Source organism: Mesorhizobium sp. P2_D1 (assembly GCF_056404455.1).
In genome coordinates this window covers 1-17,047 of the sequence record NZ_JBFUDZ010000035.1, presented here as the reverse complement: position 1 = coordinate 17,047, position 17,047 = coordinate 1, and the positions used below count along the sequence as shown (strand labels likewise).

General features: G+C 63.3%; 18 protein-coding genes and 1 riboswitch. Of the genes, 8 read left to right on the top strand and 10 right to left on the bottom strand.

Annotated features, from left to right (window positions below):
* Window positions 1-12: 12 nt before the first annotated feature.
* Window positions 13-483: a nuclear transport factor 2 family protein gene (locus AC1D0I_RS22620; RefSeq protein ID WP_111544521.1), complete on the bottom strand. Its 471-nt coding sequence runs from the start codon at window positions 481-483 to the stop codon at window positions 13-15.
* Window positions 484-605: 122 nt separating this feature from the next.
* On the opposite strand from AC1D0I_RS22620, the gene AC1D0I_RS22615 reads away from it, so the two are divergent.
* A complete protein-coding gene (locus AC1D0I_RS22615) occupies window positions 606-1,508 on the top strand; it encodes a LysR family transcriptional regulator (protein ID WP_477397837.1) in 903 nt (300 codons plus the stop codon).
* A gap of 115 nt (window positions 1,509-1,623) precedes the next feature.
* Window positions 1,624-2,412: a lysophospholipid acyltransferase family protein gene (locus AC1D0I_RS22610; RefSeq protein WP_477397835.1), complete on the top strand. Its 789-nt coding sequence runs from the start codon at window positions 1,624-1,626 to the stop codon at window positions 2,410-2,412.
* A gap of 18 nt (window positions 2,413-2,430) precedes the next feature.
* Here AC1D0I_RS22610 and AC1D0I_RS22605 read toward each other — a convergent pair whose 3' ends face one another.
* The 3 genes from AC1D0I_RS22605 to AC1D0I_RS22595 all read right to left on the bottom strand — a co-directional run bounded on the left by AC1D0I_RS22605 (window position 2,431) and on the right by AC1D0I_RS22595 (window position 4,738).
* On the bottom strand, window positions 2,431-3,057 hold the full coding sequence (locus AC1D0I_RS22605) for a LysE family translocator (protein WP_477397833.1): 627 nt from the start codon (window positions 3,055-3,057) through the stop codon (window positions 2,431-2,433).
* 90 nt (window positions 3,058-3,147) lie between these two features.
* Window positions 3,148-4,095, bottom strand: a complete 948-nt coding sequence (locus tag AC1D0I_RS22600) for an aldo/keto reductase (protein WP_477397831.1) — start codon at window positions 4,093-4,095, stop codon at window positions 3,148-3,150.
* A gap of 121 nt (window positions 4,096-4,216) precedes the next feature.
* Window positions 4,217-4,738 carry a gamma-glutamylcyclotransferase gene (locus tag AC1D0I_RS22595; RefSeq protein ID WP_457152227.1) on the bottom strand — a complete coding sequence of 174 codons (522 nt, stop codon included), beginning with the start codon at window positions 4,736-4,738 and terminating at the stop codon, window positions 4,217-4,219.
* A gap of 133 nt (window positions 4,739-4,871) precedes the next feature.
* Here AC1D0I_RS22595 and AC1D0I_RS22590 point away from each other — a divergent pair, with 133 nt between their 5' ends.
* Both AC1D0I_RS22590 and AC1D0I_RS22585 read left to right on the top strand, forming a co-directional pair.
* A complete protein-coding gene (locus AC1D0I_RS22590; RefSeq protein ID WP_477397829.1) occupies window positions 4,872-5,870 on the top strand; it encodes a DUF2125 domain-containing protein in 999 nt (332 codons plus the stop codon).
* Window positions 5,871-5,877: 7 nt separating this feature from the next.
* Entirely contained in the window at window positions 5,878-6,804 is a 927-nt protein-coding gene (locus tag AC1D0I_RS22585; protein WP_477397827.1) for a sugar kinase, read from the top strand.
* Window positions 6,805-6,813: 9 nt separating this feature from the next.
* Here AC1D0I_RS22585 and AC1D0I_RS22580 read toward each other — a convergent pair whose 3' ends face one another.
* Both AC1D0I_RS22580 and hisC read right to left on the bottom strand, forming a co-directional pair.
* The gene (locus AC1D0I_RS22580; protein WP_477397825.1) at window positions 6,814-7,749 is read right to left on the bottom strand and encodes a prephenate/arogenate dehydrogenase family protein; all 936 of its coding nucleotides are present in this window, start codon (window positions 7,747-7,749) and stop codon (window positions 6,814-6,816) included.
* A 6-nt stretch (window positions 7,750-7,755) separates the two neighbouring features.
* Entirely contained in the window at window positions 7,756-8,865 is a 1,110-nt protein-coding gene (gene hisC, locus AC1D0I_RS22575) for a histidinol-phosphate transaminase (protein ID WP_477397823.1), read from the bottom strand.
* Window positions 8,866-9,002: 137 nt separating this feature from the next.
* Window positions 9,003-9,080: riboswitch (SAM riboswitch) on the top strand.
* A gap of 110 nt (window positions 9,081-9,190) precedes the next feature.
* Here hisC and metX point away from each other — a divergent pair.
* Together metX and metW are read left to right on the top strand one after the other, a co-directional pair.
* The gene (gene metX, locus AC1D0I_RS22570) at window positions 9,191-10,360 is read left to right on the top strand and encodes a homoserine O-acetyltransferase MetX (RefSeq protein WP_457153179.1); all 1,170 of its coding nucleotides are present in this window, start codon (window positions 9,191-9,193) and stop codon (window positions 10,358-10,360) included.
* Entirely contained in the window at window positions 10,357-10,971 is a 615-nt protein-coding gene (gene metW, locus AC1D0I_RS22565; protein WP_477299790.1) for a methionine biosynthesis protein MetW, read from the top strand. Before metX ends, metW begins: the two co-directional genes overlap by 4 nt.
* 22 nt (window positions 10,972-10,993) lie before the next feature.
* On the opposite strand, the gene AC1D0I_RS22560 is transcribed toward metW, so the two are convergent.
* Window positions 10,994-11,320, bottom strand: a complete 327-nt coding sequence (locus AC1D0I_RS22560) for a DUF1330 domain-containing protein (RefSeq protein WP_477397821.1) — start codon at window positions 11,318-11,320, stop codon at window positions 10,994-10,996.
* A 371-nt stretch (window positions 11,321-11,691) separates the two neighbouring features.
* Between AC1D0I_RS22560 and AC1D0I_RS22555 the strand changes: the two genes are divergently transcribed.
* Entirely contained in the window at window positions 11,692-12,627 is a 936-nt protein-coding gene (locus tag AC1D0I_RS22555; protein WP_477397819.1) for a glycosyltransferase family 2 protein, read from the top strand.
* Between the two features lie 19 nt (window positions 12,628-12,646).
* Here the strand turns inward: AC1D0I_RS22555 and AC1D0I_RS22550 are convergent, their stop codons facing one another.
* The 3 genes from AC1D0I_RS22550 to AC1D0I_RS22540 all read right to left on the bottom strand — a co-directional run bounded on the left by AC1D0I_RS22550 (window position 12,647) and on the right by AC1D0I_RS22540 (window position 16,280).
* Window positions 12,647-13,450, bottom strand: a complete 804-nt coding sequence (locus tag AC1D0I_RS22550; protein ID WP_477397817.1) for a DUF1194 domain-containing protein — start codon at window positions 13,448-13,450, stop codon at window positions 12,647-12,649.
* Window positions 13,451-13,537: 87 nt separating this feature from the next.
* The gene (locus tag AC1D0I_RS22545) at window positions 13,538-15,364 is read right to left on the bottom strand and encodes an ABC transporter ATP-binding protein/permease (RefSeq protein ID WP_477397815.1); all 1,827 of its coding nucleotides are present in this window, start codon (window positions 15,362-15,364) and stop codon (window positions 13,538-13,540) included.
* Between the two features lie 127 nt (window positions 15,365-15,491).
* Entirely contained in the window at window positions 15,492-16,280 is a 789-nt protein-coding gene (locus tag AC1D0I_RS22540) for a class I SAM-dependent methyltransferase (protein WP_477397813.1), read from the bottom strand.
* Window positions 16,281-16,441: 161 nt separating this feature from the next.
* On the opposite strand from AC1D0I_RS22540, the gene gloB reads away from it, so the two are divergent.
* On the top strand, window positions 16,442-17,047 hold a 606-nt coding region (gloB, locus tag AC1D0I_RS22535; RefSeq protein ID WP_477397811.1), incomplete at its 3' end, for a hydroxyacylglutathione hydrolase.

Sequence of the window (17,047 nt, the reverse complement as noted above, 5' to 3'; positions counted from 1 at the left end):
GCCCGGGCGACCCTAGAGGCCAAGCTCCGACAATGACGGGTGGTCGTCCGGGCGCCGACCGAGCGGCCAGTGATATTTGCGATCGGCCGCACCGATCGGCAGGTCGTTGATGCTGGCGATGCGCAGGCGCATCAGCCCGTGTTCGTCGAATTCCCAGTTCTCGTTGCCATAGCTGCGGAACCATGAGCCGCTGTCGTCGTGCCATTCATAGGCGAAGCGCACGGCGATGCGGTTGCCGTGGAAGGCCCAGACCTCCTTGATCAGCCGGTAGTCGAGTTCGCGGCTCCACTTGCGCGTCAGGAACGCCTGGATGGCATCGCGGCCTTGCAGGAATTCGGCGCGATTGCGCCAGCGGCTATCCGTCGTGTAGGCAAGCGCTACTCGGGCCGGATCGCGTGAATTCCAGGCATCCTCGGCCATGCGCGCCTTCTGCGCGGCGGTCTCGGCTGTGAACGGCGGCAGCGGCGGCCGGCTTTCGGACATGATGACTCCTTACCCGTTGAGGCCATGCTGCAGGCAGGCCAGGAATCGTTATATAAAGCCTTCCATCCTTCAAATGCAGATGACATATTCGCAATCCGTCCTTCCATTTTCTGGAAGAAGCTATGGATCGTCTCGAAGCCATGTCGCTCTTTGTCGTCGCGGTGGAGGCCGGCAGCCTTTCCGCCGCGGCCCGCCGTTTCGGCATTCCGCTGGCGACGGTCAGCCGCAAGGTTTCCGATCTCGAACGACATCTGAACACACGCCTGTTGAACCGCTCGACGCGCCGGCTGACGCCGACCGATGCCGGCCAGGCCTATCTTGCTGCCTGCCGCCGCATCCTCGACGATGTCGGTGAGGCCGAACGCACGGCGGCCGGCGAATACAGCGCTCCGACCGGCGAACTGGCCATCACCGCGCCGGTCGTTTTTGGCCGCCTGCACGTGCTGCCGGTCGTCACCGGTTTTCTCGCGGCCTATCCCGACGTGAACATTCGCCTGACGCTGGCTGACCGCATAACCCAGCTGGTTGAGGACCATTTCGATCTCGCCATACGCATCGGCCAGTTGCCTGATTCGAGCCTGGTCGCCATTGCCGTGGGCTCGATCCGCCGCGTCGCTTGTGCGAGCCCGGCCTATCTGGCCGAGCATGGCACGCCGATGACCCCGCAGGATCTGGAAACACACAGTTGCATCACGTTCGAGGGACTTGCTTCCGCCGCCATCTGGAGCTTCGCCCAGGGCAGGACGGAAGTCCCGGTTCAGGTCCGCTCGCGGCTTCAGGTCAACACCGCCGAGGCGGCCATCGACGCCGCGATTGCCGGCATCGGGGTGACAAAAGTGCTTTCCTACCAGATCGAAGCCGCACTGCGGTCAGGCGCGCTGCGCATCCTGCTGCAGGAGTTCGAGCCTGAACCATGGCCGGTAAGCCTGGTGCATGCCGGCCACGGCCTGCTGCCGGTCAAGCTGCGGGCCTTTCTCGATTTCGCTGCCCCGCGTCTGAAGGAGCGGCTGACGCGATTGGCGTAGTTGAACCGGGCCGCCCGACCATCGTTCTCCTTCGCTCGTCAGAGCGGCTCGCGGCCATTTCCTTTTTCGCCGCGCTTGGTGTAACCAACGCACACCTCTCACCGGGCCTCCCTCCATGCTCTATGTCCGATCGCTGGCGTTCAATTTCGTCTTCTACGTCAATCTGATCGTCCAGATGATCCTCTGGACCCCCTACTATTTCCTGTCGCCCCGTCACCGCGCCTGGTTCGTACCGAAATTCTGGTCACGCACGTGCATGTGGCTCTATGACAAGATTGCCGGGACCAAGAGCGACATCACCGGCCTGGAAAACCTGCCCGAGGGTTCCTTCATCCTGGCGCCCAAGCATCAATCGTTCTGGGACGCGATCGCTTTCTTCCCCTTCCTCCAAGATCCGCTCTACATCCTCAAGCGCGAGCTGACCTGGATCCCGTTCTTCGGCTGGTACATCATGAAGATGCGCATGATCCCGGTCGACCGCGGCAGCCGCTCGAAGGCGTTGAAGGCGGTGGTCGCCGCCACCAGGCAGGAAATGGCGCGCAACCCTCGCCAGCTGATCATCTATCCCGAGGGGACGCGCCGCGCGCCGGGTGACGAGCCGGCCTACAAATACGGCATCGTCGAAATCTATTCGCAGCTTGGCGTTCCGGTGGTGCCGGTCGCCCATGTCGCCGGTCTCTACTGGCCGCGCCGCAAATTCCTGCGCTACCCCGGCACGATCAAGGCGCGGTTCCTGCCGCCGATTCCGCCGGGCTTGGGCAAGGACGAATTCATGGCCAGGCTGATCGGTGAAACCGAGGCTGCCTGTGACCAGCTTCTCATCGAGGCATCCCGCACTCCCAACCCGCCGGCATTGCCGTCAACCGCGGTGAAGCGGTTGCGGGAACTCGGCGCGAAAGCCTGAAGGCTCCTGAGTCAACATTCAGCCGAACACGGCCAGCGCGGTGGTCAACACCAGCGTTGCGGCAAAGACCAGATTGATGATCCGCGAAGCGGCCGGCCTGCGGAGGAAGCGGGCGAACGCCGCTCCCGCAACGAGCCACAGAGCGTGGATAACGACGATCATCAGCGCCAGAACGGTCAGTTTGAGCCACATGCCTAGATCGCCGGCGCCTTGGCTCGACGACGCGCCGGCGAACACGGCGGCGATCGCCACATAGGCTTTTGGGTTGGCGACAGCCAGCAGAAACCCGGCCAGCCGTGTCGGGCGCGAAGCCTCGGCCGCGCGCGCCGCCAATGGCGGAGCCGTGGCGATCTTGAACGCGAGATAGAGGATATAGGCGCCGGACGCGAAAGCCAGCAACGGCGCCAGCTTCGGCATCGACGTGAGCACCGCCATGACCCCGGTAGCTACCACCAGCAGCACTGCAATCGTGCCCAGGACGATCCCCCAGGCGTACCGCAATGAATCACGCAAGCCGAAGGCAGCTCCGACGGCGGTGACGCTTATCGTTGCCGGCCCCGGGCTGCCCATGACGACGGTGGCGGCAAGCACCAGCGCGACCAACTGGCGCCAAAGATCCGGCTGCGAAAGAAGCGGCTCTGTCATCTCACTCTCTGCCTTGCCCCGTGCGACGGACGGTATGGCAAGACAGGAGGGTGGTCTTGGACGTTCGTGCGTGCGGCGCCGCCGGAAGCTTCAGCCGCTTGCCTTGTCGAGCTCGGCCATGTCGTCGGCGGTCAATTTCAGCGACGCGGCCTTGATCAGGCTGTCCATCTGCTCAGGCCTGGTGGCGCTGGCGATCGGCGCGGTGACGCCTGGCCGTGCGATAACCCAGGCAAGCGCCACCTCCGCCTGCTTGGCCGAATGTCTGGCCGACACCGCATCGAGTACCGCGAGAATGCGCGTGCCGCGCGCGTTGAGATAGTCTTTCACCCCGCCGCCACGCGGGCTTTGGCCAAGATCGGCCTCGCTGCGGTATTTGCCGCTGAGGAAGCCCTTGGCCAGGCTGAAATAGGTGATGACGCCGATGTCCTCGGCCACGCACAGATCGCGCAACGGCCCGTCGAAGGAGGAGCGATCGTAGAGATTGTACTCCGGCTGCAGCACCTCGTAGCGCGGCAGGCTGCGCAGGCTCGCCACATCGAGTGCCGCGCGCAACTGGCCAGCGTCGAGGTTCGAGCAGCCGGCATAGCGGATCTTGCCCTTGGCGAGCAGCTTCTCGTAGGCGCCGAGGGTTTCCTCGTACGGCGTGGTCGGATCCGGCCAGTGCGACAGATAGAGGTCGATGACGTCGGTCTGCAGCCGCTTCAGCGACGCGTCGACGGCCTTTTCGATATAGGCGGCGGACAGGTCCTTGTGGCCTTGTCCCATATCCGAGCCAACCTTGGTGACCACCACGACATGATCGCGATTGCCGCGGTCTTTCATCCACTTGCCGATGATCGTTTCCGATTCGCCGCCCTTGTGGCCGGGCACCCAGCGCGAATAGGCGTCCGCCGTGTCGATGGCGTTGAGACCGGCCCCGACGAAGCGGTCTAGCAGATCGAACGAGGTTTTCTCGTCGGCGGTCCAGCCGAAGACATTGCCGCCCAGAACCAGCGGCGCGATGGAAAGGTCGGTGCGACCAAGGCGGCGTTTCTGCAAAGCGTATCTCCGGGATGATTGGGGGCCAGTGAATGCAGCCCTGGCTGAGGTTCGGGACCTAACCTAGGTCTTCCCTTATCGAGGTCAAAGGCCTGGCGGCCTTTTCCGCAGAGCCAGCGCTTCACAAAGGCGCTACCCGGCGCGCGACATCCTCCAGCCAGTGGTCGCTTATGCCCAGCGCCTCAAGGTGTTCCAGCGTGCTGATCACATAGTCCTCATTGTTGCCGGACTGGCCGACCGCGCCGCGCACCACGGCCGCTGCATGCGCCGCGTCGAGCGCGCCGGCATATTGCTCGTGCTGGCGGTCGACGATGTAGGCCACGGCTTCGACCGTCCGGCCGCCGTCAAGGCGAATCTTGAGCGTCCGTTCGAGATAGACGTTGGTGACCAGCTCGCGCTCGCGCAGATAGGCGATGACCTCGTCGCGCAATTCGCCGGGCACGCGGAACGCCAAACCGACGCAGGAGCCACCACGGTCAAGACCGAGCACCAACCCCGGCCGCTGACGTGTGCCGCGATGCACGAAGGAATAGACGCACAGCGAACGCCGGTAGCCGTGCAGGCGGGCGCGCTGCGTCTCGACATGCGCGAAACCCGGCCGCCAGATCAGCGACCCATAGCCAAACACCCAAAAATCGCCCATATCGCCGCGCCTGATTGTAAAGAATGGCAGCACCACACCGGAATCGGTGTTTTTTCCGTCCGCCTCTGTCTACCTGTTGTTGTCGGAATCGCGAGTCCGCCTACAACACCCTTGCGTTAACGAGAGCCAAAGCATGACGTCAAGTGACGAACGCCAACCGAAGCGCCGACGCCTCCTGTTCTGGCTTGCCGCGTTCATTGTCGTGCTGTTCGCCATTTACAGCGCCGGCTGGTTCTATCTGGCCGACCGGGTCAGAAGTGAAGCCGACAAGGCGGTTGCCTCGCTCAACAAGAGTGGCGTCGAGGCCGGCTGTGCCAATCTCCAGGTCAGCGGCTATCCGCTGAGCTTTGCCGTCTCCTGCGACAATCTCGCCTATGAGGACGATGCCAGGAACATCGCCGCCTCGGCCGGCAGCTTCAATGCCGTCGCCCAGATCATCCAGCCGCTGTCGCCGGTGGCCGATCTGCGCGGTCCGCTCAGGACCTCCGTTCCAGGCATGATGCCGCTGTGGATCGACTGGGACAATTTGCAAGCCAACGTCAAACTGTCATGGCCGCTGCCACGGCGGATTTCGCTACAGGCCGAGGGCCTGTCCGGCCAGACCGATCCCACTGATGACACCGATCCGGTCGAACTGTTCAGTGCCGGCAAGGCGGACAGCCAATTGCAGCCGAAAGGTGGGGATATCAACTATCTCGGCAATTTCAGCGATCTCGAGATCGATGCCGAGGCGATCGGCGGACGGGTGCTGCCGGCGCTCGATGCCAGCGGCGACGTGACGCTGAAGAATGGCGTCGCGCTGATCGGCAGGCAAGTGAAGAGCCTGCGCGGCCAGGCGATCGAGATCCGCAACCTCGACCTGTCGTCAGGCACGGCGCGCGTCACCCTTTCCGGACCGCTGTCGGTCGATGCCGAGGGTCTCATCGACGCCGACCTGACGATCACGCTGAAGGATCCGAAGGCCGTGGCAGCGATCCTCGGCGGTGCCATCCCCGAGCAAAAAACGCAGATCGAGCAGGGCTTTGCTGGCCTGGCGCTGCTCGGCAACCAGCCGTCGATGCCGCTCAAGGTGGTCAAGGGCAAGGCCTCGCTCGGCTTCATTCCGCTGGGCAAGATCAAGCCGGTGGAATAGCGCATCGATGGCAAAAACCGTGAGACTGCTGAGTGTCGGCGCGCTGACGCTGGATACGATCCTGCGTGTCGAGACGCTGCCCGACCACCAAGGCAAGTTCATCGCCTCCGACGGCGTCCAGATCGCCTCGGGCATGGCGACGAGCGCGGCCTGCGCTGCACATCGCCTGGGCGCCGACGTATCGCTGTGGGCGAGCGCGGGTGACGATTCCGTCGGCGATCAACTGATCGCCGGAATCGAGGCGGAAGGCATCGATTGCAGCTTCGTGCGCCGCGTCAGTGGCGCCCGCTCGGCGCTGGCCTCGATCCTGGTCGACGCGCATGGCGAGCGCATCATCGTGCCCTTCTACGACAGCCAGGCCCAGGCCGATCCCGAGGCTCTGCCGCTCGCAGACCTGTCAGCATTCGATGCCGTGCTGGTCGATGTCCGCTGGCCCGGTGCCGCAGCGCTTGCCCTGGAGGCGGCGCACGCCATCGGCCGGCCGGCGATCCTTGATGCCGATACCGCGCCGAGGGACGTGCTGGAACTGCTGCTGCCGCTGGCTTCCCATATCGTGGCTTCCGAGCCGGCGGCGCGCATACTGTGCGGCGCGGAACTGGATTCGCGCCAGGCCTGTGAGGCACTTGCCCGGCGTGGCGATGCGTTTGTCGCGGTTACCGGCGGCGCGGCTGGCACCTGGTGGTTCGATCGCGCGACGGGATCATCGCGACATGTCGCGGCGCCGAAAATCAATGCGGTCGACACGCTGGCCGCCGGCGATGTCTTTCACGGCGCCTTCGCCGTCGGACTGGCGGAAGCCATGCCGGTCGAGCAGGCCTTACGCTTTGCCAGTGCGGCCGCCGCGTTCAAATGCCTGCGCTTCGGCGGCCGGCTAGGCGCGCCGGACCGGGCCGAGACGCTGGCGATGATGAAAAGCCACTGGCCAGCAGGCTGAAGAAGCGACCTACGCCTTCGCCGGGTGCTCGACCGCCTGACGGCCGAAATCGGGGACGTCGATGTCCTGGCCGGCCTCGATGATCGAGCGGCGCACCGCACGGGTGCGGGTGAACAGATCGAACAGCTTTTCGCCGTCGCCCCAGCGGATCGCCCGCTGCAGCGACGCCAGATCTTCCGAGAACCGTGCCAGCATTTCGAGGATGGCGTCCTTGTTGTGCAGGCAGACGTCGCGCCACATGGTCGGATCCGAGGCGGCGAGACGGGTGAAATCGCGAAAACCCGAAGCCGAATATTTGATCACTTCGGACTTGGTCACCGACTGCAGATCGTCGGCGGTGCCGACGATGTTGTAGGCGATGATGTGCGGCAGGTGCGAGACGATGGCCAGCGTCATGTCGTGATGCTGCGGATCCATGGTGTCGATGTTGGCGCCGCAGCGGCGCCAGAATTCCGACAGCCTCTCCAGCGCATCCGGGTTGGTGTCGGGCAGCGGGGTGAAGATGCACCAGCGATTGTCGAACAGGTCGGCGAAACCGGCATCGGGGCCAGATTTTTCCGTGCCCGCCAGGGGGTGGCCCGGAATGAAATGCACGCCATCAGGCACATAGGGCTGCATCTGCGCAATCACCGATGCCTTGGTCGAGCCGACATCGGTGAGGATCGCGCCCTGCTTCAGTGCCGGCGCGATTTCCTCGGCCACAGCGCCCGACGAGCCGACCGGCACCGAGACGATGACCAGATCGGCATCGCGGACCGCTTCCTTCGCATCAGTGGAGTAGGAGGAGCCGAGCCCAAGCTCTTGCGCCCGCGCCAATGTCGCGGCACTGCGGGTCGAGATGGCGACGTGACGGGCGAGGCCCTCACGACGAATGACGCGGGCCAGTGACGAGCCGATCAGGCCGATGCCGACCAGCGCGATCTTTTCAAACATCGGTGATGTCATGGTGTTCTAGCTTTTCAGGAATGTCGTGAGAGCAGCGACAACGCCGCGATTGGCATCTTCGGTGCCGACGGTCATGCGCAGCGCGTTGGGAAAGCCGTAGCCGGAAACGCGCCGCAGGATATAGCCGCGCGCCGTCAGATAATCATCCGCCGCGGCAGCCGAATGGTTCTGGTCGTTGGGAAAATGGATCAGAATGAAATTGCCGACGCTTGGCGTCACCCGCAGCCCGAGCTTGCCAAACTCCTCGCTCAGCCATGTGAGCCACGTTTCGTTGTGCATCACGCTGCGTTGGACGTGGTCGCGGTCACGGATCGCGGCGATGCCGGCCTCGATCGCCGTCGCATTGACGTTGAAGGGGCCACGCACACGGTTGATGGCGTCGACGATGTGCATCGGCGCGTACATCCAGCCGATCCGCGCCCCGCCCAGGCCGATCTTGGAGAAGGTGCGGGTCATCACCACGTTCTCGGCGCCGCCGACCAGTTCGATGCCGGCTTCATAGTCGTTGCGGCGGACATATTCGGCATAAGCCGCGTCGAGCACCAGAAGCACATTTCTAGGCAGGCCGGCATGCAGGCGGCGCACTTCCTGGAACGGCACATAGGTGCCGGTCGGGTTGTTGGGATTGGCGAGGAATACGATTTTCGTGCGCGGCGTGACGGCGGCCAGCATCGCATCGATGTCGGCACGCTCATCGGTCTCCTTGACCGCGACCGGAGTGGCGCCAGCCGACTGGATGTAGATCTTGTAGACCATGAAGGCGTGTTCGGTGAAAATCGCCTCGTCGCCGGGAGCGAGATAGGTCTGCGCCAAAAGGCCGAGAATTTCGTCGGAGCCGTTGGAACAGATGATGTTCTGCGCGTTGAGACCATGYACCTCGGCGATCGCCTCACGCAGGCGCCTGGCGGTGCCATCGGGATAGACGTCGAGCTTCGCAGCAATCTCCCGCGCGGCCTCGATCGCCTTCGGCGACGGACCCAGCGGGTTCTCGTTCGACGACAGCTTGTAGACCTTGGCGACGCCGGCGGGCGCCGTGCTCTTGCCCGGCACATAGGCGTCGATGTCCATGATGCCCGCGCGCGGGGTTGGACGTGCCTTGTCCGGTGTCTGGCTCATGTCGCAAAATCCGTCGAGAACGCTTCCGTCTGGAAGCCGCAGCGGAAATACAAGCCACGGCCCGCAATGTCGAGAGGTGGCAACCTCCGGACCGCGGCTGGCCGTTGACGCGGGCGCGCCACAGTCCTAGAAGAGGTACGAGATTCCGTGGTGATTTGGCCGGTCGGCTTGCAGCCACGTTAAACAACTTGCTAAAGGGCCGTTTGCATCCTGTAACCGGCTTTGCGGCGGCAATGCCGGTTTTTTGTTGTCCGCGCCGGCCGGACACCGCATCGGCCTCGAATTTCGAAAGCACCGTGCGGATTCAAAGTGTGAGATGGATGCAATGGCCGCTCTGCGCGCAGGAAAAACCAACAACGAGGCTGATCAGCCGTCGAGCCCGGTGCTACGCTTTGGGCCCGACAAGCCGCTAAAGCTCGATGCCGGCACCCTGCTGTCGCCGTTCCAGATCGCCTACCAGACCTACGGCACGCTGAACGACGCCCGTTCCAACGCCATCCTCGTCTGCCATGCGCTGACGGGCGACCAGCATGTCGGCAGCACCAATCCGGTGACCGGCAAGCCGGGCTGGTGGGAAGTGCTGATCGGCCCCGGCAAGATCATCGATACCAACCGTTTCTTCGTCATCTGCTCCAACGTCATCGGCGGTTGTCTGGGCTCCACCGGCCCGGCTTCGACCAATCCCGCCACCGGCAAGCCCTATGGGCTCGACCTGCCGATCATCACCATTCGAGACATGGTGCGCGCCCAGCAGATGCTGATCGACCATTTCGGCATCGAAAAACTGTTTTGCGTCCTCGGCGGCTCGATGGGCGGCATGCAGGTGCTGGAATGGGCGTCCAGCTATCCGGAGCGCGTCTTCTCGGCGCTGCCGATTGCCACCGGCGCGCGCCATTCCTCGCAGAACATCGCCTTCCATGAGGTCGGCCGGCAGGCCGTGATGGCGGATCCGGACTGGCATGGCGGCAAATATTTCGAGCACGGCAAGCGCCCGGAAAAGGGCTTGGCGGTGGCGCGCATGGCCGCCCATATCACCTATCTGTCGGAGGCTGCCCTGCATCGGAAGTTCGGCCGCAATCTGCAGGATCGCGAGGCGCTCACCTTCGGCTTCGATGCCGACTTCCAGATCGAGAGCTATCTGCGCCACCAGGGCATGACCTTCGTCGATCGCTTCGATGCCAATTCCTATCTCTACATGACGCGGTCGATGGATTATTTCGACCTCGCCGCCGACCATGGCGGCCGGCTGGCGGATGCGTTCGCCGGCACGAAAACCCGCTTCTGCCTGGTGTCCTTCACCTCGGATTGGCTGTTCCCGACCGAAGAGAGCCGCTCGATCGTTCATGCGCTCAACGCCGCCGGCGCGTCGGTATCCTTTGTCGAGATCGAGACCGATCGCGGCCACGACGCCTTCCTGCTCGACGAGCCGGAATTGTTTGCCGCGATCAATGGCTTCATCGGCTCCGCAGCACGGGCGCGAGGGCTCGCATCGTGAACGTCACCCGCAACCAGCGCGTCGACCTCGAAGTCGTCGCCAACCTCATCCCGCCACAATCGCGCGTGCTCGACGTCGGTTCGGGCGATGGATCGCTGCTCGAATTGCTGCAGGACACCAAGCAGGTCGACGGACGCGGCCTTGAACTGTCGCAGCGTGGCGTCAACGAATGCGTGGCGCGCGGCTTGAGCGTCATCCAGGGCGATGCCGACAAGGATCTCGAATTCTATCCCGACAAGGGCTTTGACTTCGTCGTCCTGTCGCAGACCCTGCAGGCCACCCGCAACCCGAAGCTGGTTCTCAACGAACTGCTCAGGATCGGCAATCGCGCCATCGTGTCCTTCCCCAATTTCGGCCATTGGCGGGTTCGTATGTCGCTGTTTCTCAATGGCCGCATGCCGGTGACCACGGACCTGCCCTATTCCTGGTACGACACGCCCAACATCCATTTCTGCACCATCCGCGACTTCGTCAATCTGTGCGACGAGCTTGGCGCTACCGTGGAAAAAGCAACCGCGCTCGACGCCAATGGCCAGAAGATCGGCCTGTCGATGCCATGGTGGTTCTGGAACTTCTTCGGCCAGCAGGCGGTGTTCTTGCTGAAACGGTGATCCCGCCGCGCCATTGTCGACTTCACGCCTGGTCAAGGACATCCGTGGCCTTATGCGGATGTTCAACGCCATCAACGAAGATCACGTCGGCTTCCGAGTTGTCGGTCCGCAACGTCAGGATCGCCTGATAGGCGGCCGAGTTGTACCATCCGCGCACCTGTTGCCTGTCGGGAAACTCGATGATGATCAGGTGGCCCTGCCATTTGTTTTCGATGACCTCGACATCGCCGCCATGGACCAGAAAACGGCCGCCGAAAGGGGCCAGCGTGGCATCGATCTTCTGCAGATATTCGACGATCTGCGGACCCATCCGGGCTTGGCGCATATGGGCAACGGCGTAAGCAGTCATGACAGTACTCCCTCTGGGACCGAAGCCGACCAGCCGACCTCGCGACGGCAATCTGCCCAAACACCGGCCGCGATGCGATTACGTCTGACGTAGTGGAATGCATCCAGATTATAGACGCGTCATTCATCGCAAGGGCGATTCGCAAGCATAACGCGCGGCAATAGTGTTGCAGTTGAAGCGCTAGATACTGGAATTCGTCATTTCATGCGCATTGAGCAGCATCCCGATGGGGTGACAGGTACGCTTGTTTTTTGTAGCGTCGTCGCCAATACGGGGGATATGGAAGGGGGAGTCCGATCCATTTGACCGTCCTGAAGATCGAAAGACCTGGCAGGAAGCGTATTTTTTGCACTGGAAATGGCTGACGCAGTATGACCGGGAAGACAGAGCACGCTCCTCTCATCACGGTCATCACGCCGACTCACAACAGGCGTGAGGCGGTATTGCGCGCCGTGGAAAGTGTACTTTCCCAGAGCATGCCGAGGTTCGAGCATATTGTCGTCGACGATGGCTCGACGGACGGAACCGCGGCGGCCCTGGCCGCCATTCGCGATCCGCGACTGATCTATGTCGGCGCGAAATGGCGAGGCGCCAATGCCGCCCGCAATGCAGGCATCGAGCGCGCGCGGGCACCCGTCGTGACGTTCCTCGATTCCGACGACGTCTATCTGCCGCACAGGCTCGAACGGACCCTGACCTGGTTCGATGCCAATCCGGCGCTCGAAGTGCTGATCAGCTCCTATGTATCCCTGAAGGGCGGACGCGCCAGCGATTGCATCAATCGCGATGCATTCCTAAACTCTGCCACGCTGGAGCAAACGCTGGTCGCGGAGACAATCTTGATCGCGGGATCGGCGATAACAGCGCGCCGCGAGGCGTTGCTGGCCATCGGCGGCTACGACAGCGACATCGCCCGGATGCAGGATCGGGAATTGCTGCTGCGCCTTGCCCGGCGCTTCGGCGCGCAATTGTCTGAGGACATTGACTGGACGAAGCACAATTCGGAGAATTCGATTTCGCGACGTCGCCACGGCTATGTCGAAGCCTATGCGAACCTGATGCGCAAACACCCGAATATTGCCCGCTCGTACCCGCATATTCCGCCCTACATGATCACGCGGCAGATCATTTCCGATGTTCTGAAGTGCCGGATTCCGGAAGCCTTCTCGGGTTATATGGCCAACCGCTCGTCGAAAGATCTCGGCTATTCGCTGCCCGAACTGATCAATGGCTATGTCTATGGCCGGCGCTGGCGCCGCGACCTTCACGACGAGTTTCGCCAGAAGTTCGGCGTCCGTCCGGCCTGACCCTGTCACTACGACGAAGCTATCGGTCGAGCTCCGGAAAATACGGGTCCGAAAAAAACCGTCTGTCCCGCTCGCCTTTCAGGCAGTCGACAGGCGCACCAGTGTCGACGGGGATGACCCTCGTCCTATCTTGAATGCCGCTCACTTCGAGGATCAGCTTGCGCCGGATGGCCGTAGAAAATTCGGCGGCAGCGTAAATCGGCAGCACAAAGGAACCAGGCCCTCCGGTCACGCACTGCGCATAGTACTGGTCGAGATGGCTGAAGGTTGGTGACGGATTGATCAGGATCGGCAGGCCGTTGATGACGATGCCTTTGGCGGTTGCCGCATCGCGCGTCGCGGTGACCGGCGGCCCGATATTGTTGGGACCATCGCCTGATATATCGATGACGCTGCGTTCGCCCTCGAAAGAAGTGCGATCGAAAATCTCGGTGCCGAAAGCCAGTGCACTGGAAATCGAAGTGCCGCGGAAGCTGCGGAACGGCCGGGCCGCGACTTTGTCGGCAAAGCTGTTGGCGCTCTCGGCGCTGTCGATGATTTGCCAGTCGATGATCGCGTCGTCGCGCACCGTGCCGGCCCATTCGAAATAGGCGAGCGCGATGCGGCCCGTCTTGCCGGCGCGGACAGCCTGGATGAAATCGGGATGCCGCAGCGCCTCGACATAACCGGCGCGCTGGAGGGCAAACTCCTTCTCGTCCATCGACAGCGAAATGTCGACCGCCAGCACCAGCTCGACATCGACCGCCAGCGCATCCGGCGGCGAGGCGGTCGGAGCAGCCTGGGCACAGGCAAGACAGGCAAGCAGGCGTAAAGCATCAAGCATGGCCGACGCCAGAGTTGTTTCTTCGCGAAATCTTCCTTCGCGATCGCGGCAAAATAAAGCTTGGAGCCCGTAACCGAGGAAAACAGCCTATTTCTTGCGGCGGGCGGCCGCCGGCGGCGGGTCGATCGCACCGGCCCTGACGCGGACAGGTTTCAGCGCCTGCGCACCGGTATCCTTGACGATCGTCAACGCGCGGGGAAAGAACTGATTGTTGTGCAGCCCGCGTCCGATGTTGAGGATCGCCGTCTCGGGCAAGCGCTTATCCAATGTCGAAAGCACGCGCCGCAGCGAGGGCCCGTCGAACGCGTCCAGGGCTTCGTCGATGATCACCCATTTCGGCTGCCGCAAGGCGAGCCTGGCGAAGGCCAGCGAACGCTGTTCGTCATCGCCCAGCTCATGCTCCCAGCGCGCGCTGCGGTCGAGTGAGGATGACAGCCGTCCAAGCCCGACTTCGGCAAGCACCGCCGAAATGTCGGCGTCGCTCGCCGGCGCAGGTCCGTTCGGGTGATCGAGGACCTCGCGCAGCGTACCGGTCGGGAAATACGGCACGCGGGGCACGAATATGGGGTTTTCTCCCGCAGGCAGGCCGATCCGCCCACTCCCCCATGGCCACAGGCCGGCAATGGCGCGGAAGAACAACGTCTTGCCGGCGCCGGGGTCGCCGGTGATCATGACGCGCTCGCCGGGACGGATTTCGACATGCTGGTCGGCAAGCTTGGTGCAGCCATCCCGCGAGGCCACTTCGAGCTTCTCGAAAGTCAGGCTGCCATTGGCGTTTTCGCCGAAGGCAATGCGCCTTTCCTTGTCGTGCAGCACATCGGTCTCATTGAGCGCGATGCGGAAATCGGCGACGCGCATCAGCGTGGCGCGCCAGTCGGCGATGCTGCCGATATTGTTGATGAACCAGCGCAACGACGAGTGAACCTGGTTGAAGGCGCCGACCGCCATCATCAGCCCGCCAAAGCTGATATCGCCCGAGAAATAGACCGGCGAGGCGACCAGGATGGGTGCCACGACGGTGATCCAGCCATAGGTGTCGGTCACCCAGGACAGGTTGATCTGGGCGGTGTAGATGCGGCGCATGGCGCCCAGCACCGTACCGAGGTCGAGTCCGAGCCGTCGCCTGGCGTCGGCCTCACCATGGTACAGCGCGATGGCATCGACATTCTCGTTGACGCGCACCATCGACGAGCGAAGCTCGGCTTCGCGTGTGTAGCGGTCGCTGTTGAGGCGGATCAGCGGTCGCCCGACCAGCCAGCTCAGCCAGGAGGCGGTGCCGGCATAGAGGATGGCGGCCCAGACCATGTAGCCCGGTATGGCCAGCGCGGTGCCGCCAACATGAAACACGAAGCCCGAGGACAGTTCCCACAACACGCCGACGAAGGATACGAGCAGGATACACGACTGCAGCAAGCCGACGCCGAGGTCGGTCGACAGGTCCGACAGATGCGCGGCGTCCTGCTGCATGCGCTGGTCGGGATTGACGCCGATGGCGCCGGCATTGGCCAGACGGAAAGCCCGAGCCGGCCGCATCCACTGGTCGATCAGATCCAGCGTCAGCGCCTCGCGCAGCTTCAGCCTGATCATCTGGTTGAGCCAGGTCTGGCCGATGTTGAGCACCAGAAGTCCGCCGGCGATTGCCGCAAAGACGAGAAGCTGGTGCAGGAAGGCCGCCATGTCGCGGCGCGCAAGCGCATCGTAGAAAGGCTGGTTCCAGCGGTTGAGCAGGACCTGGCCGATCGACGTTGCGATGATGACGGCCATGATGCCGACCGATGTCCAGAGCAACCAACTGCGAACCGGCGATCCCGTCAGTGCTTGCCTGATCGTCGCCACCTGATCGCCCAGGCTGCTGGCTTCGACCGCCACGGCAGCCGGCTGAACGGTGGCTGCATTGTCCAGTTGATCAGCCATAGCTGAGGTCCTTGCGTTCAGTGCTGAAACCGGATGGAGAGACTTGATCGCATCCGTCGTTCAAATGGGCTGCGAGCCCCCTTGCGACAGATAGGGTGGGACAAGGCTCCAGGTGTTCTTGTCGCGATCACGAAGCCGTCACCCCCGCAGCCGATAGCTTGGCGTCCCCGGCCTCCTTCTGACGCCCGAGCCGCGTGGCGCCATGCGGCGACAGCACCGGCACGAAGACGCGACGCGAGGCGCGCTGGGCGACCGGAACGCCTTGATAGAGCCGCTTCTGCGCCTCGACGACGATGACGCCGGAAAAGATCGGCCACAGCCGCCGGCCGGCGCGTTCCAGCACGTTCTGGAAGCGCATCATGAAGCGACGCCGCGATGGCGGAAAGAACAGCGCATCGGACCAGGCGGCCGGCGTGAAATTCGTCTCGCGCAGCAGTTCGGTAAGCTGGCCGCGCGAAAAAGGACGGCCATTGCCGAACGGCGTGTGCTCGAAGCGCGCCCATACGCCGCGCCGGTTCGGCACGACAATGACGACGCGGCCAGCCGGCGACAGCACCCGCCAGATCTCGTTCAGCGTTTCGCGCGGATTTTCGACATGTTCGAGCGAATGGACGAGCAGCATGCGGTCGATGCAGGAATCGACCAGCGGCAGCTCCTCGTCGAAGACCAATGCCGTCGCCGTCGGCCCCGTCGCCGGCCACACCACGGCGCCTTGCGTTGCCGGCATGAAGGCGAAGACCCGCTCGGCATCGGCGCCGAAGCGCTCCAGCCACGGCAAGGTATAGCCGAGGCCGACCAGCCGCTCATTGGGCACGTCTGCCCAGATCGACGACAGCGCCATGGTGATCGAGCGCTCGGCGAACCGGCCGAGCGTTGTCGAATAGAAGGAGCGAAGATCGACGATGTCGGAATGCATGCGAGGGATGTAGCCGTGATATCGGCGGGTTTCAACAAAAGGCCTCGACGAGGTCGACATTCCCGAGTGACACTTGTCATCTCCCTGGGATGTCATTCGACATTCCGGGATGACATCGGCGCCTTGGCGCCCTATGTCTGCGGCGACAATGGAGAGATGCGATGCCGGTCGAAATCGAACAGTTCATGTGCCGCAGCGACAATTTCGGCGTGCTGGTGCATGACCCCAAAAGCGGCCAGACCGCGATCATCGATGCGCCCGAGGAAGCGCCGATCCTGGCCGCACTCAAGCGCACCGGCTGGACGCCGACGATGATCCTGACCACGCATCACCATGTCGATCATGTCGAGGCCAATCTGGCGCTGAAGGAGCGCTTCAAGCTGCGCATCATCGGCCCGGAAGCGGAGAAGGCGAAGATTCCCGGCATCGACGAAACCGTCGAAGAAGGTTCCGTCGTTCATCTCGGCGATGAACGGATCGAGGTGATCGCCACGCCTGGCCACACCGCCGGCCACGTCTCCTATCACTTGCCGGCATCGAAGGTGGCGTTCACCGCCGACACGCTGTTTGCGCTGGGTTGCGGGCGGCTGTTCGAATGCAAGCCGCCGGTGATGTACGAGTCGCTGAAGAAGCTTGCAGCGCTGCCCGCCGCGACCGTCATCTATTGCGGCCATGAATACACGCTCTCCAACGCCCGTTTCGCGCTGACCGTCGACCCGACCAATTCGGCCTTGAAGGAGCGTGCCGCCAAGATCGAGGCATTGCGG